Consider the following 26967-nt stretch of genomic DNA (forward strand, 5'->3'; position numbering starts at 1 on the left):
GAAAATGGAATTTACATTCCATCAAAGATTGTTGACGATTTGATTGTTCAGTTTTGAGGGAGCAATTCCTCAAAATGATAGGCTGAATAAGCCTGATTGTTCCTTGAAAACTAGATTATGAAAAGTAAGAACCAAGAAAGAAACCGAGTAATCGCCATCTTAGATTCTCTATTTTAAATAGAAGAATGAAAAAAACTAAGGCTTTAAGCCAATTAGTTAAGTTAGAAAGGGCGCACGGTGGATGCCTTGGCACTAGGAGCCGATGAAGGACGGGATTAACACCGATATGCTTTGGGGAGCTGTAAGTAAGCTTTGATCCAGAGATTTCCGAATGGGGAAACCCTCTATCCGTAATGGGATAGAATCTTTACCTGAATACATAGGGTACTGAAGGCAGACCCGGGGAACTGAAACATCTAAGTACCCGGAGGAAGAGAAAGCAAACGCGATTCCCTGAGTAGCGGCGAGCGAAACGGGATTAGCCCAAACCAAGAGGCTTGCCTCTTGGGGTTGTAGGACACTCTATATGGAGTTACAAAGGAACGGGGTAGACGAATCGATCTGGAAAGGTCAGTCGTAGAAGGTAAAAACCCTGTAGTCGAAACTTCGTTCCCTCTTGAGTGTATCCTGAGTACGGCGGGACACGAGAAATCCCGTCGGAAGCAGGGAGGACCATCTCCCAAGGCTAAATACTCCCTAGTGACCGATAGTGAACCAGTACCGTGAGGGAAAGGTGAAAAGCACCCCGGAAGGGGAGTGAAATAGATCCTGAAACCGTGTGCCTACAAGTAGTTAGAGCCCATTTATGGGTGATAGCGTGCCTTTTGTAGAATGAACCGGCGAGTTACGATTACATGCGAGGTTAAGTTGAAGAGACGGAGCCGCAGCGAAAGCGAGTCTGAATAGGGCGAAATAGTATGTGGTTGTAGACCCGAAACCAGGTGATCTACCCATGTCCAGGGTGAAGTCCAGGTAACACTGGATGGAGGCCCGAACCCACGCACGTTGAAAAGTGCGGGGATGAGGTGTGGGTAGCGGAGAAATTCCAATCGAACTTGGAGATAGCTGGTTCTCTCCGAAATAGCTTTAGGGCTAGCCTCAAGATTTAGAGTATTGGAGGTAGAGCACTGTTTGGACTAGGGGCCCCCATCGGGTTACCGAATTCAGACAAACTCCGAATGCCAAATACTTATTCTTGGGAGTCAGACTACGAGTGATAAGATCCGTGGTCAAGAGGGAAACAGCCCAGACCACCAGCTAAGGTCCCAAAGTATACGTTAAGTGGAAAAGGATGTGGAGTTGCTTAGACAACCAGGATGTTGGCTTAGAAGCAGCCACCATTTAAAGAGTGCGTAATAGCTCACTGGTCGAGTGACTCTGCGCCGAAAATGTACCGGGGCTAAACGTATCACCGAAGCTGTGGATTGACATCTATGATGTCAGTGGTAGGAGAGCGTTCTAAGGGCGTTGAAGCTAGACCGTAAGGACTGGTGGAGCGCTTAGAAGTGAGAATGCCGGTATGAGTAGCGAAAGATGAGTGAGAATCTCATCCACCGAATGCCTAAGGTTTCCTGAGGAAGGCTCGTCCGCTCAGGGTTAGTCGGGACCTAAGCCGAGGCTGAAAAGCGTAGGCGATGGACAACAGGTTGATATTCCTGTACCACCTTTAAATCGTTTGAGCAATGGGGGGACGCAGGAGGATAGGGTAAGCGTGCTGTTGGATTAGCACGTCCAAGCAGTTAGGCTGGTAATGAGGCAAATCCCATTACCACATAAGCGGAGCTGTGACGGCGAGGGAAATATAGTACCGAAGTTCCTGATTCCACACTGCCAAGAAAAGCCTCTAGTGAGATTTAGGGTGCCCGTACCGCAAACCGACACAGGTAGGCGAGGAGAGAATCCTAAGGTGAGCGAGAGAACTCTCGTTAAGGAACTCGGCAAAATGACCCCGTAACTTCGGGAGAAGGGGTGCTCTTGCGGGTGCAAGCCTGCGAGAGCCGCAGTGAATAGGCCCAGGCGACTGTTTAGCAAAAACACAGGTCTCTGCGAAGCCGCAAGGCGAAGTATAGGGGCTGACACCTGCCCGGTGCTGGAAGGTTAAGAGGAGGGGTTAGCACGTTAGTGCGAAGCTCTGAATTGAAGCCCCAGTAAACGGCGGCCGTAACTATAACGGTCCTAAGGTAGCGAAATTCCTTGTCGGGTAAGTTCCGACCCGCACGAAAGGTGTAACGATCTGGGCACTGTCTCAACGAGAGACTCGGTGAAATTATAGTACCTGTGAAGATGCAGGTTACCCGCGACAGGACGGAAAGACCCCGTGGAGCTTTACTGCAGCCTGATATTGAATTTTGGTACAGCTTGTACAGGATAGGTAGGAGCCTTGGAAGCCGGAGCGCCAGCTTCGGTGGAGGCATTGGTGGGATACTACCCTGGCTGTATTGACATTCTAACCCGCACCCCTGATCGGGGTGGGAGACAGTGTCAGGTGGGCAGTTTGACTGGGGCGGTCGCCTCCTAAAAAGTAACGGAGGCGCCCAAAGGTTCCCTCAGAATGGTTGGAAATCATTCGTAGAGTGTAAAGGCACAAGGGAGCTTGACTGCGAGACCTACAAGTCGAGCAGGGACGAAAGTCGGGCTTAGTGATCCGGTGGTTCCGCATGGAAGGGCCATCGCTCAACGGATAAAAGCTACCCCGGGGATAACAGGCTTATCTCCCCCAAGAGTCCACATCGACGGGGAGGTTTGGCACCTCGATGTCGGCTCATCGCATCCTGGGGCTGTAGTCGGTCCCAAGGGTTGGGCTGTTCGCCCATTAAAGCGGTACGCGAGCTGGGTTCAGAACGTCGTGAGACAGTTCGGTCCCTATCCGTCGTGGGCGTAGGAAATTTGAGAGGAGCTGTCCTTAGTACGAGAGGACCGGGATGGACGCACCGCTGGTGTACCAGTTGTCTTGCCAAAGGCATCGCTGGGTAGCTATGTGCGGAAGGGATAAGTGCTGAAAGCATCTAAGCATGAAGCCCCCCTCAAGATGAGATTTCCCATAGCGCAAGCTAGTAAGATCCCTGAAAGATGATCAGGTTGATAGGTCAGAGGTGGAAGCGTGGCGACATGTGGAGCTGACTGATACTAATAGATCGAGGACTTAACTAAAATAATCTTAGCGTAAGCTAAGAAAGATTACTCATTCTTTCTTTTACTTCATAATCTAGTTTTGAGGGAACAACCTCACAAATAAATAGTCTGGTGGCGATAGCGAGAAGGTCACACCCGTTCCCATACCGAACACGGAAGTTAAGCTTCTCAGCGCCGATGGTAGTTGGGGGTTCTCCCCCTGTGAGAGTAGGACGTCGCCAGGCGTTATAAATGGAGGATTAGCTCAGCTGGGAGAGCATCTGCCTTACAAGCAGAGGGTCGGCGGTTCGATCCCGTCATCCTCCACCATTTATTATTGGACAACTATATTTACGCCGGTTTAGCTCAATTGGTAGAGCAACTGACTTGTAATCAGTAGGTTGGGGGTTCAAGTCCTCTAGCCGGCACCACTTTATGAGCCATTAGCTCAGTTGGTAGAGCATCTGACTTTTAATCAGAGGGTCGGAGGTTCGAATCCTCCATGGCTCATCTTATTTTTGTCTGCGGGTGTGGCGGAATTGGCAGACGCACTAGACTTAGGATCTAGCGCCGCAAGGCGTGGGGGTTCGACTCCCTTCACCCGCACCAATTTACTATCAATTAAATAGATGCGGAAGTAGTTCAGTGGTAGAACACCACCTTGCCAAGGTGGGGGTCGCGGGTTCGAATCCCGTCTTCCGCTCCATAAAACAATGCCGGGGTGGCGGAACTGGCAGACGCACAGGACTTAAAATCCTGCGGTAGGTGACTACCGTACCGGTTCGATTCCGGTCCTCGGCACCATTGTTTTTATATTAATGCGCCCGTAGCTCAATTGGATAGAGCGTCTGACTACGGATCAGAAGGTTATGGGTTCGACTCCTTTCGGGCGCGCCATTATATTTCGGGAAGTAGCTCAGCTTGGTAGAGCACTTGGTTTGGGACCAAGGGGTCGCAGGTTCGAATCCTGTCTTCCCGACCATTATTTTCATTATATGGGGCCTTAGCTCAGCTGGGAGAGCGCCTGCCTTGCACGCAGGAGGTCAGCGGTTCGATCCCGCTAGGCTCCACCAAAAAAATATATTGACAGGTTTATTTATAACTGTTATTATATAAAAGTTGCCTCTGATGGCAACGATAAATTGCTCTTTGAAAACTGAACAAACAAACGTCAACAATAAATCGTTTTATAACTAACGTTATAGAATGATAACAAGTAATAAAAAGCTAGAGTTTAGCAATGAGCTAATCAACTCTTTATTGGAGAGTTTGATCCTGGCTCAGGACGAACGCTGGCGGCGTGCCTAATACATGCAAGTCGAGCGGACTTTAAAAGCTTGCTTTTAAAGTTAGCGGCGGACGGGTGAGTAACACGTGGGCAACCTGCCTGTAAGACTGGGATAACTTCGGGAAACCGGAGCTAATACCGGATAATCCTTTTCCTCTCATGAGGAAAAGCTGAAAGACGGTTTACGCTGTCACTTACAGATGGGCCCGCGGCGCATTAGCTAGTTGGTGAGGTAACGGCTCACCAAGGCGACGATGCGTAGCCGACCTGAGAGGGTGATCGGCCACACTGGGACTGAGACACGGCCCAGACTCCTACGGGAGGCAGCAGTAGGGAATCTTCCGCAATGGACGAAAGTCTGACGGAGCAACGCCGCGTGAGTGATGAAGGTTTTCGGATCGTAAAACTCTGTTGTTAGGGAAGAACAAGTACAAGAGTAACTGCTTGTACCTTGACGGTACCTAACCAGAAAGCCACGGCTAACTACGTGCCAGCAGCCGCGGTAATACGTAGGTGGCAAGCGTTGTCCGGAATTATTGGGCGTAAAGCGCGCGCAGGCGGTCCTTTAAGTCTGATGTGAAAGCCCACGGCTCAACCGTGGAGGGTCATTGGAAACTGGGGGACTTGAGTGCAGAAGAGAAGAGTGGAATTCCACGTGTAGCGGTGAAATGCGTAGAGATGTGGAGGAACACCAGTGGCGAAGGCGACTCTTTGGTCTGTAACTGACGCTGAGGCGCGAAAGCGTGGGGAGCAAACAGGATTAGATACCCTGGTAGTCCACGCCGTAAACGATGAGTGCTAAGTGTTAGAGGGTTTCCGCCCTTTAGTGCTGCAGCAAACGCATTAAGCACTCCGCCTGGGGAGTACGGCCGCAAGGCTGAAACTCAAAGGAATTGACGGGGGCCCGCACAAGCGGTGGAGCATGTGGTTTAATTCGAAGCAACGCGAAGAACCTTACCAGGTCTTGACATCCTCTGACACTCCTAGAGATAGGACGTTCCCCTTCGGGGGACAGAGTGACAGGTGGTGCATGGTTGTCGTCAGCTCGTGTCGTGAGATGTTGGGTTAAGTCCCGCAACGAGCGCAACCCTTGATCTTAGTTGCCAGCATTCAGTTGGGCACTCTAAGGTGACTGCCGGTGACAAACCGGAGGAAGGTGGGGATGACGTCAAATCATCATGCCCCTTATGACCTGGGCTACACACGTGCTACAATGGATGGTACAAAGGGCAGCAAAACCGCGAGGTCGAGCAAATCCCATAAAACCATTCTCAGTTCGGATTGTAGGCTGCAACTCGCCTACATGAAGCTGGAATCGCTAGTAATCGCGGATCAGCATGCCGCGGTGAATACGTTCCCGGGCCTTGTACACACCGCCCGTCACACCACGAGAGTTTGTAACACCCGAAGTCGGTGGGGTAACCTTTTGGAGCCAGCCGCCTAAGGTGGGATAGATGATTGGGGTGAAGTCGTAACAAGGTAGCCGTATCGGAAGGTGCGGCTGGATCACCTCCTTTCTAAGGAAAATGGAATTTACATTCCATCAAAGATTGTTGACGATTTGATTGTTCAGTTTTGAGGGAGCAATTCCTCAAAATGATAGGCTGAATAAGCCTGATTGTTCCTTGAAAACTAGATTATGAAAAGTAAGAACCAAGAAAGAAACCGAGTAATCGCCATCTTAGATTCTCTATTTTAAATAGAAGAATGAAAAAAACTAAGGCTTTAAGCCAATTAGTTAAGTTAGAAAGGGCGCACGGTGGATGCCTTGGCACTAGGAGCCGATGAAGGACGGGATTAACACCGATATGCTTTGGGGAGCTGTAAGTAAGCTTTGATCCAGAGATTTCCGAATGGGGAAACCCTCTATCCGTAATGGGATAGAATCTTTACCTGAATACATAGGGTACTGAAGGCAGACCCGGGGAACTGAAACATCTAAGTACCCGGAGGAAGAGAAAGCAAACGCGATTCCCTGAGTAGCGGCGAGCGAAACGGGATTAGCCCAAACCAAGAGGCTTGCCTCTTGGGGTTGTAGGACACTCTATATGGAGTTACAAAGGAACGGGGTAGACGAATCGATCTGGAAAGGTCAGTCGTAGAAGGTAAAAACCCTGTAGTCGAAACTTCGTTCCCTCTTGAGTGTATCCTGAGTACGGCGGGACACGAGAAATCCCGTCGGAAGCAGGGAGGACCATCTCCCAAGGCTAAATACTCCCTAGTGACCGATAGTGAACCAGTACCGTGAGGGAAAGGTGAAAAGCACCCCGGAAGGGGAGTGAAATAGATCCTGAAACCGTGTGCCTACAAGTAGTTAGAGCCCATTTATGGGTGATAGCGTGCCTTTTGTAGAATGAACCGGCGAGTTACGATTACATGCGAGGTTAAGTTGAAGAGACGGAGCCGCAGCGAAAGCGAGTCTGAATAGGGCGAAATAGTATGTGGTTGTAGACCCGAAACCAGGTGATCTACCCATGTCCAGGGTGAAGTCCAGGTAACACTGGATGGAGGCCCGAACCCACGCACGTTGAAAAGTGCGGGGATGAGGTGTGGGTAGCGGAGAAATTCCAATCGAACTTGGAGATAGCTGGTTCTCTCCGAAATAGCTTTAGGGCTAGCCTCAAGATTTAGAGTATTGGAGGTAGAGCACTGTTTGGACTAGGGGCCCCCATCGGGTTACCGAATTCAGACAAACTCCGAATGCCAAATACTTATTCTTGGGAGTCAGACTACGAGTGATAAGATCCGTGGTCAAGAGGGAAACAGCCCAGACCACCAGCTAAGGTCCCAAAGTATACGTTAAGTGGAAAAGGATGTGGAGTTGCTTAGACAACCAGGATGTTGGCTTAGAAGCAGCCACCATTTAAAGAGTGCGTAATAGCTCACTGGTCGAGTGACTCTGCGCCGAAAATGTACCGGGGCTAAACGTATCACCGAAGCTGTGGATTGACATCTATGATGTCAGTGGTAGGAGAGCGTTCTAAGGGCGTTGAAGCTAGACCGTAAGGACTGGTGGAGCGCTTAGAAGTGAGAATGCCGGTATGAGTAGCGAAAGATGAGTGAGAATCTCATCCACCGAATGCCTAAGGTTTCCTGAGGAAGGCTCGTCCGCTCAGGGTTAGTCGGGACCTAAGCCGAGGCTGAAAAGCGTAGGCGATGGACAACAGGTTGATATTCCTGTACCACCTTTAAATCGTTTGAGCAATGGGGGGACGCAGGAGGATAGGGTAAGCGTGCTGTTGGATTAGCACGTCCAAGCAGTTAGGCTGGTAATGAGGCAAATCCCATTACCACATAAGCGGAGCTGTGACGGCGAGGGAAATATAGTACCGAAGTTCCTGATTCCACACTGCCAAGAAAAGCCTCTAGTGAGATTTAGGGTGCCCGTACCGCAAACCGACACAGGTAGGCGAGGAGAGAATCCTAAGGTGAGCGAGAGAACTCTCGTTAAGGAACTCGGCAAAATGACCCCGTAACTTCGGGAGAAGGGGTGCTCTTGCGGGTGCAAGCCTGCGAGAGCCGCAGTGAATAGGCCCAGGCGACTGTTTAGCAAAAACACAGGTCTCTGCGAAGCCGCAAGGCGAAGTATAGGGGCTGACACCTGCCCGGTGCTGGAAGGTTAAGAGGAGGGGTTAGCACGTTAGTGCGAAGCTCTGAATTGAAGCCCCAGTAAACGGCGGCCGTAACTATAACGGTCCTAAGGTAGCGAAATTCCTTGTCGGGTAAGTTCCGACCCGCACGAAAGGTGTAACGATCTGGGCACTGTCTCAACGAGAGACTCGGTGAAATTATAGTACCTGTGAAGATGCAGGTTACCCGCGACAGGACGGAAAGACCCCGTGGAGCTTTACTGCAGCCTGATATTGAATTTTGGTACAGCTTGTACAGGATAGGTAGGAGCCTTGGAAGCCGGAGCGCCAGCTTCGGTGGAGGCATTGGTGGGATACTACCCTGGCTGTATTGACATTCTAACCCGCACCCCTGATCGGGGTGGGAGACAGTGTCAGGTGGGCAGTTTGACTGGGGCGGTCGCCTCCTAAAAAGTAACGGAGGCGCCCAAAGGTTCCCTCAGAATGGTTGGAAATCATTCGTAGAGTGTAAAGGCACAAGGGAGCTTGACTGCGAGACCTACAAGTCGAGCAGGGACGAAAGTCGGGCTTAGTGATCCGGTGGTTCCGCATGGAAGGGCCATCGCTCAACGGATAAAAGCTACCCCGGGGATAACAGGCTTATCTCCCCCAAGAGTCCACATCGACGGGGAGGTTTGGCACCTCGATGTCGGCTCATCGCATCCTGGGGCTGTAGTCGGTCCCAAGGGTTGGGCTGTTCGCCCATTAAAGCGGTACGCGAGCTGGGTTCAGAACGTCGTGAGACAGTTCGGTCCCTATCCGTCGTGGGCGTAGGAAATTTGAGAGGAGCTGTCCTTAGTACGAGAGGACCGGGATGGACGCACCGCTGGTGTACCAGTTGTCTTGCCAAAGGCATCGCTGGGTAGCTATGTGCGGAAGGGATAAGTGCTGAAAGCATCTAAGCATGAAGCCCCCCTCAAGATGAGATTTCCCATAGCGCAAGCTAGTAAGATCCCTGAAAGATGATCAGGTTGATAGGTCAGAGGTGGAAGCGTGGCGACATGTGGAGCTGACTGATACTAATAGATCGAGGACTTAACTAAAATAATCTTAGCGTAAGCTAAGAAAGATTACTCATTCTTTCTTTTACTTCATAATCTAGTTTTGAGGGAACAACCTCACAAATAAATAGTCTGGTGGCGATAGCGAGAAGGTCACACCCGTTCCCATACCGAACACGGAAGTTAAGCTTCTCAGCGCCGATGGTAGTTGGGGGTTCTCCCCCTGTGAGAGTAGGACGTCGCCAGGCTGCCAAAAAGTTCTAAAAGCGTTAAGCTTTTAGAACTTTTTTTATTTATAGAAAAGAAAACCCTGGGCTATGCCTAGGGTTCCAAAAAGCTTACAGCGCGGTATTAAAAAAACTTCCTCTTGGTGCTAAAATATTTTTTGGTTCGCCAACCGAAAATAAATAGCCAGGAGGAAGTCCTTATGTCAAAAGACAATAATAGTTTAGCACACACAACTTGGAATTGTAAGTATCACATAGTATTTGCACCAAAATATAGAAGACAAATAATTTACGGGAAAATAAAGAAAGATATTGGGCAAATCTTACGTACCTTATGTGAGAGGAAAGGCGTGGAGATAATAGAAGCAACAGCGTGTAAGGATCACGTACATATGTTAGTGAGTATTCCGCCAAAATTAAGTGTATCAGCATTCGTAGGCTATCTAAAAGGGAAAAGTAGCTTGATGATATTTGATCGACATGCACAATTGAAATATAAGTATGGAAATCGAAAATTTTGGTGTACAGGATATTATGTAGATACGGTAGGAAGAAACAAGAAGGTAATTGAAGAATATATCCGTAATCAAATACAAGATGATATAGTCGCAGAACAATTAACAATGATGGAATATATTGATCCATTTACAGGGGAAGAAGTGAAGAAAAAGAAACGAAAAAATTAGGAGAGAAGGCCTTTGAGGTCTGGCCAGTAGAAGTAGTACAATTGGCGAACCTTTCAGTAGCCCTTTAGGGTTTGGTCAGTAATAAAGGCTTTCAGCCGCAGAGAAAACCACCCGTTCTCACGGGTGGTCCTTATTGCTTTTATCGATAAATGACTTTCTTCCAATTCCCCCCATACTATGTAAAAAAGCCTCTTTTTTTATCACATTAAAAGATATACATTACACAAATTATTAAACTTGAAAATTGCAATAAATCAGACTATAGTTAATATAATCTTTAAACATATGCCTTTTCTTCCATGAAAGAATGGGGATAGCAGGTTTGGAATAACTAAAAAATGGGAAAATTAATAAAACGTCTTCCTTGCTAAATAATATTTTTATCGTGTATAATTATAGTCAAATATAGTCAAAGTCAGAAGGGGGAGGCTTGGTGAGAAATATTTCGGATATAATTGAGAATTACTTAAAAGAAGTATTAGAAATGAGCGAAAAATCATTAGTAGAAATAAAACGAAGTGAAATCGCTGATAAATTTGAGTGCGTACCATCACAGATTAATTATGTAATCAATACTCGTTTTACGATAGAAAAAGGGTATGTGGTGGAAAGTAAACGTGGTGGCGGTGGTTTTATTCGAATTATGAAAGTCCAAACATATGATCATGCCCATTTAATTGACCAATTACTATCCCTTATTCAAAGTCGGATACCTCAAAATAGTGCAGAAGATTTAATTCTTCGATTAGTAGAAGAAGATGTTATCAATAAGCGAGAAGCGAAGATAATGTTAAGCGTAATTGATCGTTCTGTATTATATTTAGAATTACCATATAGAGATGAATTAAGAGCAAGATTATTAAAGGCGATGTTAACTTCATTAAAATATAAATAATATCCCTGTGTATAAATTGAGGTGAGGATTATGATGTGTTCCGAATGTAATCAAAGACCAGCTACTTTACATTTTTCTAAAAATATCAATGGCAAAATAACAGAGTTCCATTTGTGTGAGCATTGTGCAAAGGAAAATGGTGATATATTTATGACGAATGGCTCATCTGGTTTATCTTTGAATAGTTTATTAGCTGGGTTATTAAATATAGAGCCAAGTTTTCAACATATCACAGAAGATACCTATAAGAGACAGCAGCCGTTACAGTGCAAAGAGTGTAATATGACATTTTCTCAATTCAGGAAATTGGGTAAACTAGGTTGTCCTCATTGCTACGATACATTTAAAGACCAGCTGCTGCCATTTATAAAGCGGCTCCATGGTGGGAATATTGAGCACAAAGGAAAAATTCCAGAGCGTATTGGAGGCCATTTTCTCATTAAAAAGGAAATTGAGCAGTTGCGAATAGAGTTAAAAGAACTAATAAACAACGAAGAATTTGAAAAGGCAGCAGTCATTCGAGATGAAATAAAAGATAAAGAAAAGCAGTTAACTTCTTTTACTGAGGGAGGGGAGTAACGTGTCTTTAGAAAAATTTATAAGTAAAGCACGAACTTCATGGATGTGTTCCGATGGTCCTGATTCTGAAATCGTTCTTACCTCTCGAATCCGATTAGCAAGGAATATAGAGGGCGTGAAATTTCCTCTTTTATTTTCAAAAGAAGAAGCTGAGAATGTGATTCAACAGGTTGAGGGTGCAATCATAAATGAGTCCAATCAACCTTTTGGTCAATTGGAACTTCTTTCGATGAATAATTTAAATACATTGGAAAAAAGAGTCCTTGTGGAGAAACATTTAATTAGTCCTCAGCTGGCAGAGCAGTCTCCTAATGGAGCAGTCATCTTATCAGAGGATGAAGAAGTAAGTATTATGATTAATGAGGAAGATCATATTCGTATTCAGTGTATAAAGCCTGGTCTTCAAATAGAAGAAGCGATTAAAGAAGCTAATATAATTGATGATTTATTAGAAAAAAAGGTCAATTATGCTTACCATGTAGAAATGGGATATCTGACAAGCTGTCCAACTAATATCGGAACAGGATTAAGAGCTTCTGTTATGATGCATCTACCGGGAATGGTATTAACCCAGCAAATGAACCGAATTATTCCAGCGATTCAACAGCTTGGATTAGTAGTTAGAGGAATCTATGGAGAAGGCAGCGAAGCCCTCGGAAATATTTTTCAAATTTCTAATCAGATAACACTAGGTAGATCAGAAAAAGACATCATCGAGGAACTAAAAAGCGTTGTTACTCAATTAATTGAGCAAGAAAAAGAAGCAAGGAATGCATTAGCACAAACCTCAAACATACAATTAGAAGATAGGGTTTTTCGTTCATACGGTATACTGTGTAATAGTCGTATTATGGAAACAAAGGAAGCAGCTAAATGTCTATCCGATGTTCGGTTAGGAATTGATATGGGATATATAAAAAATATATCGAAAAGCATCCTGAATGAATTAATGATTCTTACCCAGCCTGGATTTTTACAACTATATGCTGGAGAAGAGATGAATCCAAATGAACGCGATATTCGTCGTGCAGTCTTAATAAGAGAAAGATTAAAATTGGAAACAGAATAGAGATTCTAAGGAGGATGAAAGTATGATGTTTGGCCGATTTACAGAAAGAGCGCAGAAAGTATTAGCACTTTCCCAGGAAGAAGCAATTCGATTAGGTCACAATAATATTGGTACAGAGCATATCTTATTAGGATTAGTTCGTGAAGGAGAGGGAATTGCTGCAAAGGCATTGCAAGCACTTGGATTAGGTGCTGAAAAAATCCAAGAGGAAGTAGAAAACTTGATTGGTCGTGGTCAAGATACAACTCAAACCGTACCACATTATACACCAAGAGCTAAAAAAGTGATTGAACTATCCATGGATGAAGCAAGAAAATTAGGTCACTCCTATGTGGGCACAGAACATATTCTTTTAGGCTTAATTCGAGAAGGTGAAGGGGTAGCTGCCAGAGTATTAAATAATTTAGGTGTAAGCCTAAATAAAGCGCGTCAACAAGTCCTCCAGTTGCTTGGCAGTAGTGAATCAGGAAACCATCCAGGCGGCTCTGCTGCTAGTGCTAATACACCAACGCTTGATAGTTTAGCTCGAGATTTAACTGCTATTGCAAGAGAAGGAAGTCTTGATCCTGTTATAGGGAGAAGCAAAGAAATCCAACGTGTTATTGAAGTATTAAGCAGACGGACAAAAAATAATCCTGTATTAATAGGGGAACCTGGTGTTGGTAAAACTGCTATTGCGGAAGGTCTTGCACAACAAATTGTTCAAAATGAAGTTCCAGAAATTTTGAGAGATAAACGTGTAATGACATTAGATATGGGAACAGTTGTTGCTGGTACGAAATACCGTGGTGAATTTGAGGATCGCTTGAAAAAGGTGATGGATGAAATTCGCCAGGCTGGTAATATCATTCTTTTCATTGATGAGCTGCATACATTAATCGGTGCAGGTGGTGCAGAAGGTGCTATTGATGCTTCAAATATTCTAAAGCCATCCTTAGCTAGAGGAGAGCTTCAATGTATTGGTGCCACAACATTAGATGAATATCGTAAATATATTGAAAAAGATGCAGCGTTAGAAAGAAGATTCCAGCCGATCACGGTTGATGAGCCTACTAGTGATGAATCTATTCAAATTTTAAAAGGCTTAAGAGACCGTTATGAGGCGCACCATCGGGTATCAATTACAGACGATGCAATTGAAGCAGCTGTAAAATTATCTGATCGCTATATTTCAGATCGTTTCTTACCAGATAAAGCAATTGACTTAATTGACGAAGCTGGTTCTAAGGTTCGATTAAGATCTTATACAACTCCACCAAACTTGAAAGAATTAGAAGTGAAGTTAGAAGAAGTACGTAAAGAGAAGGATGCTTCTGTGCAAAGTCAAGAGTTCGAAAAGGCTGCTTCTTTACGGGATACAGAACAAAGATTAAGAGAACAGTTAGAAGAAACGAAGAAAAATTGGAAAGAGAAGCAAGGACAAGAAAATACAGAGGTGACAGTAGAAGATATTGCGAGTGTAGTATCTAGCTGGACTGGAATCCCTGTATCTAAGCTTGCGCAAACAGAAACCGATAAATTACTGAACATGGAAAATATCCTTCATAATCGCGTAATTGGTCAAGAAGAAGCAGTTATTGCTATTTCTAAAGCAGTAAGACGTGCAAGAGCTGGTTTGAAAGATCCGAAGAGACCAATAGGTTCCTTTATTTTCCTTGGTCCTACTGGGGTAGGGAAGACTGAACTTGCTCGAGCGCTGGCAGAGTCCATGTTTGGTGATGAAGATGCCATGATCCGTATTGATATGTCTGAATATATGGAGAAACATTCTACTTCTAGATTGGTAGGATCTCCTCCTGGTTATGTAGGATATGAAGAAGGCGGACAATTGACAGAGAAGGTTAGAAGAAAACCATATTCTGTTGTTCTTTTAGATGAAATTGAAAAAGCGCATCCCGATGTATTTAATATTTTACTTCAAGTGCTGGAGGATGGCCGTCTAACAGATTCGAAAGGAAGAACGGTTGATTTCCGAAACACTGTATTAATTATGACTTCCAACGTTGGAGCTTCTGCATTAAAACAAAATAAATATGTTGGATTTAATGTGCAAGATGGAGATCAAGATTATAAAGATATGAAGGGCAAAGTAATGGAAGAGCTGAAAAGAGCATTCCGTCCAGAGTTCTTAAACCGTATCGATGAAACAATCGTTTTCCATGCATTAGAGAAGAAGCATTTAAAGGAAATTGTTACTTTAATGGCAGATCAGTTAGTTAAACGTCTAACAGAACAGGATATTCAATTGACTATCACAGAAGCGGCCAAAGAAAAAATTGCGGAAGAAGGCTATGATCCGGAGTATGGAGCGAGACCACTTCGTCGTGCAATACAAAAACATATAGAAGATCGATTATCTGAAGAACTTCTAAAGGGCACAGTATTAACTGGTCAGCAAATTGAATTGGATGTCGAAAATGGTGAGTTTACTGTGAAGGTGAACGGTGCAGAGCCAGCGGTAAATCTACAAAAATAATACCAAGAACAATTATAAAGTGACACACGTATTACAGCTTTACGTGTGTCCTTTCTTTATTTAAGATAAAATAGAAAAAATTAAATATCTATTGTTTGGGTTGGAGACGTTAGTAATAAAAGGGGAAGGAGGCTGAATATGGCCAAAAGAAAAACAAAGTTTCTTTGCCAGGAATGTGGATATGAATCAGCAAAATGGATGGGGAAATGTCCTGGTTGTGGAAACTGGAATACAATGGTGGAAGAAGTAGAGAAGAGTGCTGTTCAAAGAAAAGGTGCGTTTGCTCACACTGCAGCTAGTACTGTTGCAGCAAAGCCTATTCCTATAACAAGCATTGAAACGGTTAATGAGCCAAGAATATATACCGACTTAATGGAGTTAAACCGTGTTCTTGGCGGAGGAGTCGTGCGTGGTTCTCTTGTATTAATAGGTGGAGATCCCGGGATTGGAAAATCAACGCTTCTTTTACAAGTATCCTCGCAGTTAGCACATAAGAAACATTCTGTCTTATATGTTTCTGGAGAAGAATCGCAAAAGCAGACAAAGTTAAGAGCAGACCGATTGGGTGTAGTTTCCGATCATTTGCTTGTGTATTCAGAAACCAATCTAGAGGAAATAAGTAGAACCATTGAAAATACGAATGTGGAATTTGTGGTTATTGATTCGATTCAGACAATCTATCATCCGGAGGTCACCTCTGCCCCAGGAAGTGTTTCTCAAGTTAGAGAATGTACAGCAGAATTAATGCGGATAGGAAAAACAAAAGGAATAGCAATCTTTATTGTAGGACATGTCACAAAGGAAGGATCGATTGCAGGACCAAGATTATTGGAGCATATGGTTGATACTGTACTGTATTTTGAAGGAGAAAGACATCATACATATCGTATTTTACGCGCTGTAAAGAACCGTTTTGGCTCTACTAATGAGATGGGTATTTTTGAGATGAAGGAATTTGGACTGGAAGAGGTAGAGAATCCCTCTGAAATTTTCTTAGAAGAGCGATCACAGGGTGCCGCTGGTTCCACTGTTGTAGCATCAATGGAAGGAACAAGACCAGTTCTGGTTGAAATCCAAGCATTGATTTCACCGACTAGTTTTGGGAATCCACGAAGGATGGCAACGGGCATAGATCATAATAGAGTGCCGTTGTTAATGGCAGTATTAGAAAAAAGAGTTGGTATGTTATTGCAGAATCAAGATGCTTATTTAAAAGTAGCTGGTGGTGTAAAACTAGATGAGCCTGCCATTGATTTGGCGATTGCTGTAAGCATTGCCTCGAGTTTTAGAGATAAACCGACAAGAGCAACTGATTGTATTATTGGGGAAGTTGGCTTAACTGGAGAAGTTAGAAGAGTATCCCGTATTGAGCAAAGGGTGCAGGAGGCTGCTAAATTAGGTTTTGAGCGTGTTATTATTCCAGCTAATAATTTAAGTGGTTTGAAGGCTCCAAAGGGCTTAGAGGTCGTTGGCGTTCATACGGTTGCGGATGCTTTAAAAGCGGCTTTAGGTGATTAGCTTTTTGGAAAAAATACATTGATGTGAATTTTTAGTTGTGTTAAAATGTAATATTTAATTATTTGACTTGCGTTTATTTTTAATGCTAATCTAGTTTTATAAATAAAATAGGTATTTATCTCTTTGTCTGTGTTATATTTCCATTTTTGTAAGGGTTTAAGGATTTTTCCTGAGTTATTATTAAATGTTTCTATTGAATATAGATAATCGGGCATTATTTCCCGAGCAATGGAAAAAGGGCATTTTTAACACTAGTATATGACATAGTCATCATATCTATAAAAATAACTTTTTCATTACAAATAAAAAATTCCTGTAATATTAGGTTTCAAAACTGGGAATTTGTTTATAATGTGAAAGAGGAGGTGGAAGTATTGTTAAAACGCATTGTTCAAGTTTGTTTTTTAATTATTGGAGGAACAATCGGGTTTTTATTTATTCCTGATTTATTCTCGGTAATGTCTATCGATCATGATCTTATTAATAACGCATATGTGTCTGCAATACTTGGTGCCATTATTTTTTATCTTATTACTTTTTGGGCGATTGATTATATTGTTAACTTTATTAAGTTTTTAGAAGAATCAATTGTAAAGGCTCCGATAACGGATATAATTTTCGGTAGTCTTGGAATAGGATTTGGGTTAACTCTAGCCTTTTTAGTAGGCTATGCATTAACATCTGTTCCTGTGCTTAATACTGTCGCTCCAATCCTTTTATCATTACTTTTTGGATATTTAGGCTTTCAAGTTGGGTTTAAAAAGAGAGATGAGCTATTAACACTCTTCACAACTAGAAAGAAGAAGGTAGTGGAAGAGGAACCCACAAAAGTTGAGAAAAGTAATTTAAAAATATTGGATACTAGTGTTATTATTGATGGAAGAATAGCTGATATTTGTCAAACAGGTTTCCTGGAGGGCACAATTGTTATTCCGCAATTTGTACTGGGAGAACTTCAGCATATAGCAGATTCATCTGATGCGCTAAAACGTAATCGTGGACGAAGAGGGCTAGATATTCTAAATCGAATTCAAAAGGAATTAGCGATTAAAGTAGAAATTTACGAAGGTGATTTTGAAGATATCACGGAAGTAGATAGTAAACTAGTCAAATTAGCTAAATTAACAAATGGTGTTGTTGTTACAAATGATTTTAATTTAAATAAAGTTTGTGAACTGCAGAAGGTTGCTGTTCTTAATATTAATGATTTGGCAAATGCTGTAAAGCCAGTGGTTCTTCCAGGGGAAGAAATGAAAATACAAATTATTAAAGATGGAAAAGAACATAATCAAGGTGTTGCCTATTTAGATGATGGCACGATGATTGTAGTAGAAGAAGGTCGCAATTATATTGGAAAACATATAGATGTTCTCGTAACGAGTGTATTGCAAACGTCTGCAGGTCGAATGATCTTTGCAAAACCAAAATTATTAGAAAAAGCATTGTAAGAATAGGGGTTAGTTATATGACTTATGAAGTCATTATTCCGGCAGCAGGACAAGGGAAACGAATGGGACTAGGAAAAAACAAATTATTTCTTGAGTTAGACCGTTTACCAGTATTTATTCATACCTTAATTGTTTTCGAAAATGATCCAAACTGTAATGGAATTTGGTTGGTAGTTAGTTCAGATGATAAAAAAGAAATGAATGAACTAGTAAAAAAATATGCAATTACAAAGGTTATTGCTCTTATTGAGGGTGGTACAGAAAGACAGCATAGTGTTTACCATGCAGTAAAGGAATTATCGGACGATACAATTGTTCTTGTTCATGATGCGGCGAGACCTTTTATTCAAACAGAGCAAATAGCTAGATTAACAAAGGTTGCAGTAGAAAGCGGCGCAGCTGTTTTAGCAGTACCAATTAAAGATACGATCAAAAAAGTTGATGGTGATTTGGTAGTGGAAACAGTTGAGCGTTCAAGCTTGTGGGCGATTCAGACCCCACAAGCTTTTCGTGTTTCTATTTTAAAAGAAGCACATGAAAAGGCGATTGTCGATACATATATAGGTACAGATGATGCTAGTTTGGTGGAACGATTAGGACAAGCTGTTCAAATCGTAGAAGGAAACTATGACAATATTAAATTAACGACACCAGAAGATTTATACTTTGCCGAAGCAATTGTGGCAAAGCGAAAAGAAAATATAGCAGATAGTAATAAATAAGTTTTGAAAAGTTTTAACATAAGTAAATGAATGGAGGAGTTAAAGATGTTTCGCATAGGACAAGGGTTTGATGTTCATCAATTAGTAAGTGGAAGGCCACTGATTATCGGAGGGATAGAGATACCATATGAAAAGGGTCTTCTAGGACACTCTGATGCAGATGTTTTACTACATACGATTGCTGACGCTTGTTTGGGTGCTATTGGTGAAGGGGATATCGGAAAACATTTTCCTGATACAGATGAAGCCTTTAAAGATGCTGATTCTGCAAAATTATTGCAGCATGTATGGCAAATAGTAAAGGAAAAGGGTTATGAATTAGTGAATGCTGATTGTACGATAATGGCTCAACAGCCGAAAATGGCGCCACATATTCAAGCAATGCAAGCGAGAATTGCAGAATTGCTGGAGACAGAACAAGATAATATTAATGTAAAAGCAACAACAACAGAGAAATTAGGATTTACCGGAAGAGGAGAAGGGATTGCTTCCCAAGCAGTTGTATTGCTCCAAAAAAGAAATGTATAAATGATAACCAATTATAGAGGCGAACACCTTTTAAAGGAAAAAGCAAAGTGATAGAATAGATTAGAAAAAAGCGTAAGTAATCAAGGAGGCACAAGCATGTCTAACGAAATTCGTGTTCGTTATGCTCCAAGTCCAACAGGGCATTTGCATATAGGGAATGCGCGTACAGCGTTATTTAATTATTTATTTGCACGTAGTCAAAGCGGAAAATTTATTATCCGAATTGAAGATACGGACAAAAAAAGAAATATTGAAGGTGGAGAAGAAAGCCAATTAAAATATTTAAAATGGCTTGGTATGGATTGGGATGAAAGTACGGATGTTGGTGGAGAATACGGTCCGTATCGTCAATCTGAAAGAAATGACATTTATAAGAAGTATTACACAGAATTACTAGAAAAGGGACTTGCTTATAAGTGTTACTGTACAGAAGAGGAAATTGAAGCAGAAAGAGAAGAACAAGTAAGTAGAGGGGAAACACCTAAGTACTCTGGCAAATGTCGTCATTTAACAAAGGAACAGCAAGCGGCATTAGAAGCGGAAGGAAGACAGCCGAGTATTCGAATTCGTGTTCCTGAAAATGTTGTTTATGAATTTAATGATATGGTTAAAGGAGAAGTTTCATTCGAATCAGCAACAATTGGCGATTATGTTATTGTGAAAAAGGATGGTACTCCTACCTATAATTTTGCAGTAGCAATTGATGATCATTTAATGGATATCACACATGTATTGCGTGGAGATGATCATATTACCAATACACCAAAACAATTAATGATCTATGATGCACTAGGTTGGGACAGACCTATTTTTGGACATATGACTTTAATCGTCAATGAAAGCAGAAAGAAATTGAGTAAGCGGGATGAATCCATTATTCAATTTATTGAGCAATATGAAGAATTAGGCTATTTGCCTGAAGCATTGTTCAATTTCATTGCTTTATTAGGATGGTCTCCAGAGGGAGAAGAGGAATTATTCTCTATAGAAGAATTTATCCGCATCTTTGATCCAGCAAGGTTGTCTAAGTCTCCTGCGTTATTTGATCAAAATAAATTAGCATGGATGAATAATCAATATATCAAAAAGGCTGATTTAGAAACGGTTGTTCGTCTAGCTGTTCCTCATTTAGAGAAAGCAGGCTTAGTAAGTGAAAATCGCTCAGCTGATGAAGAGGCATGGGTAAATAATTTGGTTGGTTTATATCAAGAGCAAATGAGCTGCGGTGCTGATATTGTAAACTTATCTACGTTATTCTTCAGTGATGAATTGCAATATGATGAAGAGGCAAAAGAGGTTTTAGCTGGTGAACATGTTCCGGCTGTAGTCCAAGCATTTAAAGAAGCATTAGCTGAAATGTCAGAGTGGAGTGCAGAGCAAATTAAAGCCGCTATTAAAGTGGTTCAAAAAGCTACTGGTCAAAAGGGCAAAAACTTATTTATGCCGATACGCGTGGCTACAACAGGTCAGACACATGGTCCTGATTTACCAAAAGCGATCGAGCTATTAGGTAAAGAAAAAATTGATGCGCGATTAACAGCATTAATTAGTTAACATTTTGGAGAAAATATAATATAGTAGTAGGAAAGCTATATAGAAAAAACGAAGATGAGGAAAAGTAAAAAAGGAGAAGCTTATTAGAGAGAATCATCACCCGGCTGAAAGTGATTCAAGTAACCTCTTTTTTGAAGTGCGCCTCAGAGTCCTGTATCGAAAAAGAATTTATTTTAGTAGATAGAGGCGGAACCTATCCGTTAACAGGGATGAGTGGAGATTATTGCTTAAAAGCAGTAATCTAAACAGAGTGGAACCGCGCCTAAATAAGCGTCTCTGTCTTTTAGACAGAGACGCTTTTTATATGGATAAAAAGCTTCGGTGAGATCAAGGGGAAGAGACGCAGTAGTTTTACTTTTTTGGCTGGAGTTTTGGGATAAAAATGGAGTAGTAAAAAATAGGGATTAAAATGTTTTTCTTGTATATAAGATATATAGACATTTAAAGGGAAACAGTGGTAAAGGAAATGACATCTTTTACGAGTGTGATGATTGCTAGAAAGCAGCATTGGAGTTGCAAAACAGGGGGGGGAGATTTGTATGTTTCGGCGCATGAAAGAGGATATTGCTGTAGTGTTTGAACAAGATCCTGCTGCAAGGAGCTCGATAGAAGTTATTTTAACTTATTCTGGGTTGCATGCTATATGGTTTCACAGAATTGCTCATTTCTTTTTTAGACACAATCGTTTTTTCTTAGCAAGAGTTATCTCGCAATTTAGCCGCTTTATGACAGGGGTGGAAATACATCCAGGAGCAAAGATCGGCAATCGTCTATTCATTGATCATGGTATGGGTGTGGTGATAGGGGAAACCTGTGAGATAGGGGATAATGTCACTATTTTTCAGGGAGTAACGCTTGGGGGAACGGGAAAAGAAAAAGGAAAAAGGCATCCAACCGTTAAAGATAATGCTCTTATTGCCTCTGGTGCAAAAGTATTAGGATCTATTGTAATTGGGGAAAATGCCAAAATTGGTGCAGGATCAGTTGTATTAAAAGATGTTCCTGCAAATTCGACTGTAGTAGGTATTCCAGGAAGAGTTAAAGTACAAGATGGTATTAAAATAAAGAAAGACTTAAATCATTGTGATTTACCAGATCCGATTGCAGATCGACTGAAAGAAATGGAATTGGAAATTAGCTATTTAAGAGAACAACTAAAAGAATTACAGGAAGAAAGGAGTTATAAGTAATGCCTATTCAAATATATAACACATTAACACGAGCAAAGGAGGATTTTGTTCCGCTAGAAGAGGGAAAGGTAAAAATGTATGTATGTGGACCAACTGTCTATAACTATATCCATATTGGAAATGCTCGCCCAGCAATTGTCTTTGATACTGTGCGCCGTTATCTAGAGTTTCGTGGATACGATGTACAATTCGTATCTAATTTTACCGATGTAGATGATAAGTTAATAAAAGCGGCCAATGAGCTAGGAGAAACGGTGCCGGTTATCGCTGACCGCTTTATTGACGCATATTTTGAAGATGTTTCCGCGTTAGGCTGCAAAAAGGCTGATTCTCATCCGCGTGTAACAGAAAATATGGATATTATTATCGATTTTATTGCAGCATTAATAGATAAGGGGTTTGCTTATGAGTCAGAAGGAGACGTGTATTATCACACTAGAGCTTTTGATGGATATGGAAAGCTTTCTCATCAATCTATTGATGAACTCCGCTCAGGTGCAAGAATTGCAGTTGGGGAGAAGAAACAAGATTCATTAGATTTTGCCCTATGGAAGAAGGCAAAAGATGGCGAGATTTTCTGGGAGAGTCCTTGGGGGAAAGGGCGTCCAGGCTGGCATATTGAATGCTCTGCGATGGTGCGCAAATATTTAGGTGATACAATTGATATCCATGCAGGTGGGCAGGACTTAGCATTTCCACATCATGAGAATGAAATTGCTCAGTCTGAAGCATTAACAGGTAAGACCTTTGCTAATTATTGGATGCATAATGGTTATATTAATATTGATAATGAAAAGATGTCTAAATCATTAGGGAATTTTATTACTGTAAACGATATTATTAAGATTCATGATCCACAAGTGTTAAGATTCTTTATGCTTTCTGTGCATTACCGTAATCCAATTAATTATAGCGAAGAAGTATTGGAAAATACGAGAGCAGGGTTAGAGAGAATCAGAACATCTTATGAAAATTTAAAACATCGCAGTATCGCGAGTACGGATCTTACAGATACAAATGAGGAATGGATTGCAAAAATTACCGATCTTCGAAAACAATTTGTTGATAGTATGGATGATGATTTTAACACAGCGAATGGTATTTCTGTTCTTTTTGAACTATCGAAGCAAGCAAATTATTACCTGCTTGAAAAAACCACCTCTCCTGCTGTTATTCATGCTTTTATGAATGAGTTTGAAGAATTATTTGCAGTGCTTGGTTTATCTTTATCTGCGAATGAGGAATTATTAGATGATGAAATCGAGGCGCTAATAGAAAAAAGAACGCAAGCAAGAAAGGATAGGGATTTTGTGCTTGCCGATCAAATTAGGGATCAATTAAAAGCAATGAACATCATTTTAGAAGACACCGCACAAGGTATACGATGGAAAAGAGGGTAAAAGATGCTCCTCTATGATAAAAAAGTAGATGAAAAACAATTGAACAGCCTTGCCCTTGCTTATATGGGCGATGCTGTTCTTGAAATATATGTAAGAAGGCATTTATTGTATAGCGGAAAGGTGAAGCCTAATCAACTTCATCGAGAAGCGACAAAATATGTTTCAGCGAAGGGACAGGCAAAGGTAGTGCATGGTCTTTTGGAAAAAGGATTTTTCTCTGAAGAAGAGATTGCGGTATTAAAGCGAGGGCGAAATGCGAAATCAGGCACAATTCCTAAAAATACCGATGTGCAAACCTACCGATATAGTACTGGTTTTGAAGCGGTTTTGGGTTATTTATATTTAGCGAAGCGAGAAGAGCGTCTTGAGGAAATAATCAAAGCTGCTTTTTCTATCATTGAAAGCAAATAGGAGGAGCAAAAGTGTCAAGTGACTTTATTGTTGGAAAAAATGCTGTTATTGAAGCGTTAAAATCAGAAAGAGATGTAAATAAAATACTTATTGCGGAAGGTTCCCAAAAAGGTCAAATGCAAACAGTAATTGGTTTAGCTAAACAAGCAAATGTGCTTGTTCAGTTTGTTCCTAAAAAGAAATTGGATAGCTTAGTAGACGCAAATCACCAAGGTGTAGTAGCACAAGTTGCTGCTTATCAATATGCTGAAATAGATGATTTATTTGCACTAGCAGAAAAGAAGCAGGAAACGCCTTTTTTCTTGTTGCTTGATGAAATTGAGGATCCTCATAACTTAGGATCCATCATGCGAACGGCTGATGCGGTGGGTGCTCATGGAATTATTATTCCACGGAGAAGAGCGGTTGGGTTAACAGCTACAGTTGCAAAGGCATCTACTGGTGCTATCGAGCATATTCCCGTTGCACGAGTAACAAATATGGCAAGGACGATAGAGGAACTTAAAACGAGAGGAATATGGATTGCAGGAACGGATGCAAAAGGAAGTGAAGATTATCGCAAATTTGATGGAACGATACCATTAGGATTAGTGATTGGCAGTGAAGGAAAAGGCATGGGAAGATTGATTAAGGAAAAATGCGATTTTCTTATTCATTTACCAATGGCTGGAGCTGTTACGTCTTTAAATGCTTCTGTTGCAGCGGCACTTTTAATGTATGAGGTATATCGGAAACGCCATCCGCTTGAGGGATAATAATGGACATTCTTATTGTTGACGGCTATAACATTATTGGTGCTTGGCCAGAATTAAATGCACTAAAGAATAGAGACCTTGCAGCAGCAAGAGATGCTTTAGTAGCGAAAATGGCAGAATATCAGGGCTATTCCGGATACAGAGTAATGGTTGTTTTTGATGCATACTATGTAAAAGGCACAGAGAAAAAATATAAAGATTACAAGGTGGAAGTCATTTTTACCCGTGAAAATGAAACGGCTGACGAGCGTATCGAAAAACTAGCTATTGAACTAAATAACAGAAAAACACAAATTCATGTTGCAACTTCAGATTTTACAGAGCAATGGGCTATTTTTGGACAAGGTGCCCTGCGGAAATCAGCGCGCGAATTATTGTTAGAAATGGCTGGGATGGAACAGGAAATCGGAAAGAAAGTAAAAAAAATTAAAGAAAAAAAACCAGCTGCAAAGATTCCGCTTTCAAGAGAAGTGGAAGAAATTTTCGAAAAATGGCGACGTGGAGAGAAATGAGTTGTTGACGCTCAAAAAAAGGCTAGAGTATAATGGATTTATCCATGATTGCACGGTCGGGGGGATCTGTATGAGTACTGACAGCTGGACTAAGAGTAACAAGTATATTGGAAATTATATGGAACTTGAAGATGAAGTGTTGGTGGAATTGGTGCATCAAGGGGAAAGTGATGCTTTGGATTATTTAATTCAAAAGTATCGTAACTTTGTGCGAGCTAAAGCCAGATCCTATTTCTTAATCGGAGCGGACAAAGAAGATATTGTGCAAGAGGGAATGATCGGCCTTTATAAGGCAATACGCGATTTTAAAGAGGACAAGCTTTCTTCCTTTAAGGCATTTGCTGAATTGTGTATAACAAGACAAATCATTACTGCGATCAAAACGGCCACTAGGCAGAAGCATATTCCTTTAAATTCTTATGTCTCTTTGGACAAGCCCATTTACGATGAAGAATCTGATCGAACGTTAATGGATATTATCTCTGGAGCAAAGGTTCTTGATCCAGAAGAATTGATCATTAATCAGGAAGAATATGATCACATTGAGATCAAAATGTCTGAATTATTGAGTGATTTAGAAAGAAAAGTATTGTCTCTATATCTTGATGGTCAATCCTATCAAGAAATTTCTGAGGAATTGAATAGGCATGTGAAGTCTATTGATAATGCCCTTCAGCGGGTGAAAAGAAAATTGGAGCGGTATTTAGAAATAAGAGAATTCTCGCTATAAGCGTAAAAGGTTGAAATAGCAAATATTTACTGATATTGACATCTTACGCCTGTCCATGATACAGTTTGAGAAGATATAAAGGACGTAGTAGGTGTAGGTCGAATGAGAAAAAAGATTGTATTAGCATGTGAAAAATGTGGGTCAAGAAATTATTCTACTGTGAGTAACAATGGTACAGAACGTTTAGAAGTAAAGAAATTTTGTCAAAATTGTAATGCTCATACTGTTCATAAAGAAACAAAATAATGATTTTGGATAATGCCCGCTCTTAAAGATGGAGGTAACAAAAATGCAAAGTGCTGTTAAGTATTTTCGTGAAGTTGGTAGAGAATTAAAGAAAGTTAGCTGGCCGAAAAAAAAGGAGTTAACTAATTATACACTCACAGTCCTTGTGACAGTTGTCTTTTTTGCTATCTTCTTTGCTGTTGTTGATTTAGGAATTTCCGAACTTATTCGTTTAATACTTGAATAACAGTTGTCTACTCATGGTATAATGGTAAAACGATAGGAAACATTTACAAAAGCCCGGTAACGGGTTTTTTCATTTGCTGAAAAATAAATGACTTGTTCCTTACAGATACTATAAAAAACAGCACGAAAAAAATAATGTTGCAGGGAGGGACGGACGAAGTAGTCCTCTTTTATGGAAAAAAACTGGTATGTAGTGCATACGTACTCTGGATATGAGAATAAGGTGAAAGCTAATTTAGAAAAACGGGTAGAAACAATGGCGATGCAAGATAAAATTTTTCGCGTGGTTGTACCTGAAGAAGAAGAAACAGATATCAGAAACGGTAAAACAAAAGTAGTAAAAAGAAAAGTATTCCCAGGTTATGTGTTGGTAGAAATTGTTATGACCGATGATTCTTGGTATGTCGTACGTAATACCCCTGGTGTAACTGGATTCGTTGGTTCCGCTGGGTCTGGATCAAAACCAACGCCGCTTTTACCAGAAGAAGTCCAAGTAATTCTGAAAAGAATGGGCGTAGAAGAACAAAGAATTGAAATTGAGTTTGAATTAGGAGAAACAGTAAAAGTAAATGAAGGTCCATTTGCTAATTTCACTGGTACAGTTGAGGAAATTGATAAGGATAAAGCAAAGGTTAAAGTACTAGTAAATATGTTTGGTAGAGATACTCCTGTAGAGCTCGATTTTACACAAATTGAAAAATTTTAACTAGAAAACTTGAAATGGTATTGAAAAAGTGTTACTATTTCATAGGTCAGTATATCTCATA

The 26967-nt window shown here is 41.4% G+C and carries 19 protein-coding genes, 9 tRNA genes, 5 rRNA genes and 1 other annotated feature; all 33 genes read left to right on the forward strand.

All coding sequences use genetic code 11. The features are described from left to right. Positions 1-214 precede the first annotated feature (214 nt). The 33 genes from NSQ92_RS22860 (at position 215) to nusG (ending at position 26906) form a co-directional block, all read left to right on the forward strand. Positions 215-3150 (forward strand): 23S ribosomal RNA (locus NSQ92_RS22860). 89 nt (positions 3151-3239) lie between these two features. After that, a 5S ribosomal RNA gene (gene rrf / locus NSQ92_RS22865) occupies positions 3240-3356 on the forward strand. A 9-nt stretch (positions 3357-3365) separates the two neighbouring features. After that, a tRNA-Val gene (locus NSQ92_RS22870) sits at positions 3366-3441 on the forward strand. Between the two features lie 25 nt (positions 3442-3466). Next, positions 3467-3542, forward strand: a tRNA-Thr gene (locus NSQ92_RS22875). 6 nt (positions 3543-3548) lie between these two features. Then, positions 3549-3621, forward strand: a tRNA-Lys gene (locus NSQ92_RS22880). A gap of 14 nt (positions 3622-3635) precedes the next feature. Continuing rightward, positions 3636-3720, forward strand: a tRNA-Leu gene (locus tag NSQ92_RS22885). Positions 3721-3742: 22 nt separating this feature from the next. Then, a tRNA-Gly gene (locus NSQ92_RS22890) sits at positions 3743-3817 on the forward strand. 9 nt (positions 3818-3826) lie between these two features. Continuing rightward, a tRNA-Leu gene (locus NSQ92_RS22895) sits at positions 3827-3915 on the forward strand. A gap of 16 nt (positions 3916-3931) precedes the next feature. Then, positions 3932-4008 (forward strand) — tRNA-Arg (locus NSQ92_RS22900). Positions 4009-4016: 8 nt separating this feature from the next. Then, positions 4017-4093: transfer RNA gene (locus NSQ92_RS22905), tRNA-Pro, on the forward strand. Between the two features lie 15 nt (positions 4094-4108). Further along, positions 4109-4184 (forward strand) — tRNA-Ala (locus NSQ92_RS22910). A gap of 184 nt (positions 4185-4368) precedes the next feature. Continuing rightward, positions 4369-5916 (forward strand): 16S ribosomal RNA (locus NSQ92_RS22915). A gap of 219 nt (positions 5917-6135) precedes the next feature. Then, a 23S ribosomal RNA gene (locus NSQ92_RS22920) occupies positions 6136-9071 on the forward strand. An 89-nt stretch (positions 9072-9160) separates the two neighbouring features. Further along, positions 9161-9277: ribosomal RNA gene (rrf, locus tag NSQ92_RS22925) — 5S ribosomal RNA — on the forward strand. The 16S, 23S and 5S rRNA genes sit together here with 9 tRNA genes alongside, the layout of an rRNA operon. Before the next feature lie 179 nt (positions 9278-9456). After that, complete coding sequence (tnpA, locus tag NSQ92_RS22930; RefSeq protein ID WP_047944525.1) at positions 9457-9942, forward strand: IS200/IS605 family transposase; 486 nt, start codon at positions 9457-9459, stop codon at positions 9940-9942. A gap of 433 nt (positions 9943-10375) precedes the next feature. Next, the gene (locus NSQ92_RS22935; RefSeq protein WP_047943688.1) at positions 10376-10837 is read left to right on the forward strand and encodes a CtsR family transcriptional regulator; all 462 of its coding nucleotides are present in this window, start codon (positions 10376-10378) and stop codon (positions 10835-10837) included. A gap of 30 nt (positions 10838-10867) precedes the next feature. Then, positions 10868-11416 carry a UvrB/UvrC motif-containing protein gene (locus tag NSQ92_RS22940; RefSeq protein ID WP_047943689.1) on the forward strand — a complete coding sequence of 183 codons (549 nt, stop codon included), beginning with the start codon at positions 10868-10870 and terminating at the stop codon, positions 11414-11416. A gap of 1 nt (position 11417) precedes the next feature. Further along, positions 11418-12485 carry a protein arginine kinase gene (locus NSQ92_RS22945; protein WP_047943690.1) on the forward strand — a complete coding sequence of 356 codons (1068 nt, stop codon included), beginning with the start codon at positions 11418-11420 and terminating at the stop codon, positions 12483-12485. Positions 12486-12507: 22 nt separating this feature from the next. Beyond that, positions 12508-14961 (forward strand): ATP-dependent protease ATP-binding subunit ClpC, encoded by a 2454-nt coding sequence (clpC, locus tag NSQ92_RS22950; RefSeq protein WP_047943691.1) that lies wholly within the window; start codon positions 12508-12510, stop codon positions 14959-14961. Positions 14962-15099: 138 nt separating this feature from the next. Next, the gene (gene radA, locus NSQ92_RS22955; protein ID WP_047943692.1) at positions 15100-16479 is read left to right on the forward strand and encodes a DNA repair protein RadA; all 1380 of its coding nucleotides are present in this window, start codon (positions 15100-15102) and stop codon (positions 16477-16479) included. 374 nt (positions 16480-16853) lie between these two features. Beyond that, positions 16854-17927: a PIN/TRAM domain-containing protein gene (locus NSQ92_RS22960; protein WP_047943693.1), complete on the forward strand. Its 1074-nt coding sequence runs from the start codon at positions 16854-16856 to the stop codon at positions 17925-17927. A gap of 17 nt (positions 17928-17944) precedes the next feature. After that, positions 17945-18649 (forward strand): 2-C-methyl-D-erythritol 4-phosphate cytidylyltransferase, encoded by a 705-nt coding sequence (gene ispD, locus NSQ92_RS22965; RefSeq protein WP_047943694.1) that lies wholly within the window; start codon positions 17945-17947, stop codon positions 18647-18649. Positions 18650-18694: 45 nt separating this feature from the next. After that, a complete protein-coding gene (ispF, locus tag NSQ92_RS22970; protein WP_061800919.1) occupies positions 18695-19177 on the forward strand; it encodes a 2-C-methyl-D-erythritol 2,4-cyclodiphosphate synthase in 483 nt (160 codons plus the stop codon). Positions 19178-19273: 96 nt separating this feature from the next. After that, positions 19274-20731, forward strand: coding sequence for a glutamate--tRNA ligase (gltX, locus tag NSQ92_RS22975; RefSeq protein ID WP_047943696.1), 1458 nt, complete (start codon positions 19274-19276; stop codon positions 20729-20731). Positions 20732-20773: 42 nt separating this feature from the next. Next, positions 20774-21012, forward strand: a binding site (T-box leader). A gap of 258 nt (positions 21013-21270) precedes the next feature. Further along, the gene (gene cysE / locus NSQ92_RS22980; RefSeq protein WP_047943697.1) at positions 21271-21921 is read left to right on the forward strand and encodes a serine O-acetyltransferase; all 651 of its coding nucleotides are present in this window, start codon (positions 21271-21273) and stop codon (positions 21919-21921) included. Beyond that, a complete protein-coding gene (gene cysS / locus NSQ92_RS22985; RefSeq protein ID WP_061800916.1) occupies positions 21921-23321 on the forward strand; it encodes a cysteine--tRNA ligase in 1401 nt (466 codons plus the stop codon). The genes cysE and cysS overlap by 1 nt, the downstream gene beginning before the upstream one ends. 3 nt (positions 23322-23324) lie before the next feature. Next, entirely contained in the window at positions 23325-23732 is a 408-nt protein-coding gene (locus tag NSQ92_RS22990) for a Mini-ribonuclease 3 (RefSeq protein WP_047943699.1), read from the forward strand. Positions 23733-23743: 11 nt separating this feature from the next. Then, the gene (rlmB, locus tag NSQ92_RS22995; RefSeq protein WP_047943700.1) at positions 23744-24487 is read left to right on the forward strand and encodes a 23S rRNA (guanosine(2251)-2'-O)-methyltransferase RlmB; all 744 of its coding nucleotides are present in this window, start codon (positions 23744-23746) and stop codon (positions 24485-24487) included. Positions 24488-24489: 2 nt separating this feature from the next. Next, positions 24490-24999 (forward strand): NYN domain-containing protein, encoded by a 510-nt coding sequence (locus NSQ92_RS23000; RefSeq protein ID WP_061800915.1) that lies wholly within the window; start codon positions 24490-24492, stop codon positions 24997-24999. Positions 25000-25069: 70 nt separating this feature from the next. Then, positions 25070-25729 carry an RNA polymerase sporulation sigma factor SigH gene (sigH, locus tag NSQ92_RS23005; RefSeq protein WP_047943702.1) on the forward strand — a complete coding sequence of 220 codons (660 nt, stop codon included), beginning with the start codon at positions 25070-25072 and terminating at the stop codon, positions 25727-25729. Positions 25730-25831: 102 nt separating this feature from the next. Further along, the gene (gene rpmG / locus NSQ92_RS23010; protein ID WP_047943703.1) at positions 25832-25975 is read left to right on the forward strand and encodes a 50S ribosomal protein L33; all 144 of its coding nucleotides are present in this window, start codon (positions 25832-25834) and stop codon (positions 25973-25975) included. A 43-nt stretch (positions 25976-26018) separates the two neighbouring features. Next, on the forward strand, positions 26019-26201 hold the full coding sequence (gene secE, locus NSQ92_RS23015; RefSeq protein ID WP_047943704.1) for a preprotein translocase subunit SecE: 183 nt from the start codon (positions 26019-26021) through the stop codon (positions 26199-26201). Positions 26202-26372: 171 nt separating this feature from the next. Continuing rightward, the gene (nusG, locus tag NSQ92_RS23020) at positions 26373-26906 is read left to right on the forward strand and encodes a transcription termination/antitermination protein NusG (RefSeq protein WP_016204544.1); all 534 of its coding nucleotides are present in this window, start codon (positions 26373-26375) and stop codon (positions 26904-26906) included. The last annotated feature ends 61 nt before the right edge of the window (positions 26907-26967 follow it).

It is taken from the genome of Niallia sp. FSL M8-0099, assembly GCF_038006945.1.
Taxonomy (GTDB): domain Bacteria; phylum Bacillota; class Bacilli; order Bacillales; family Cytobacillaceae; genus Niallia; species Niallia circulans.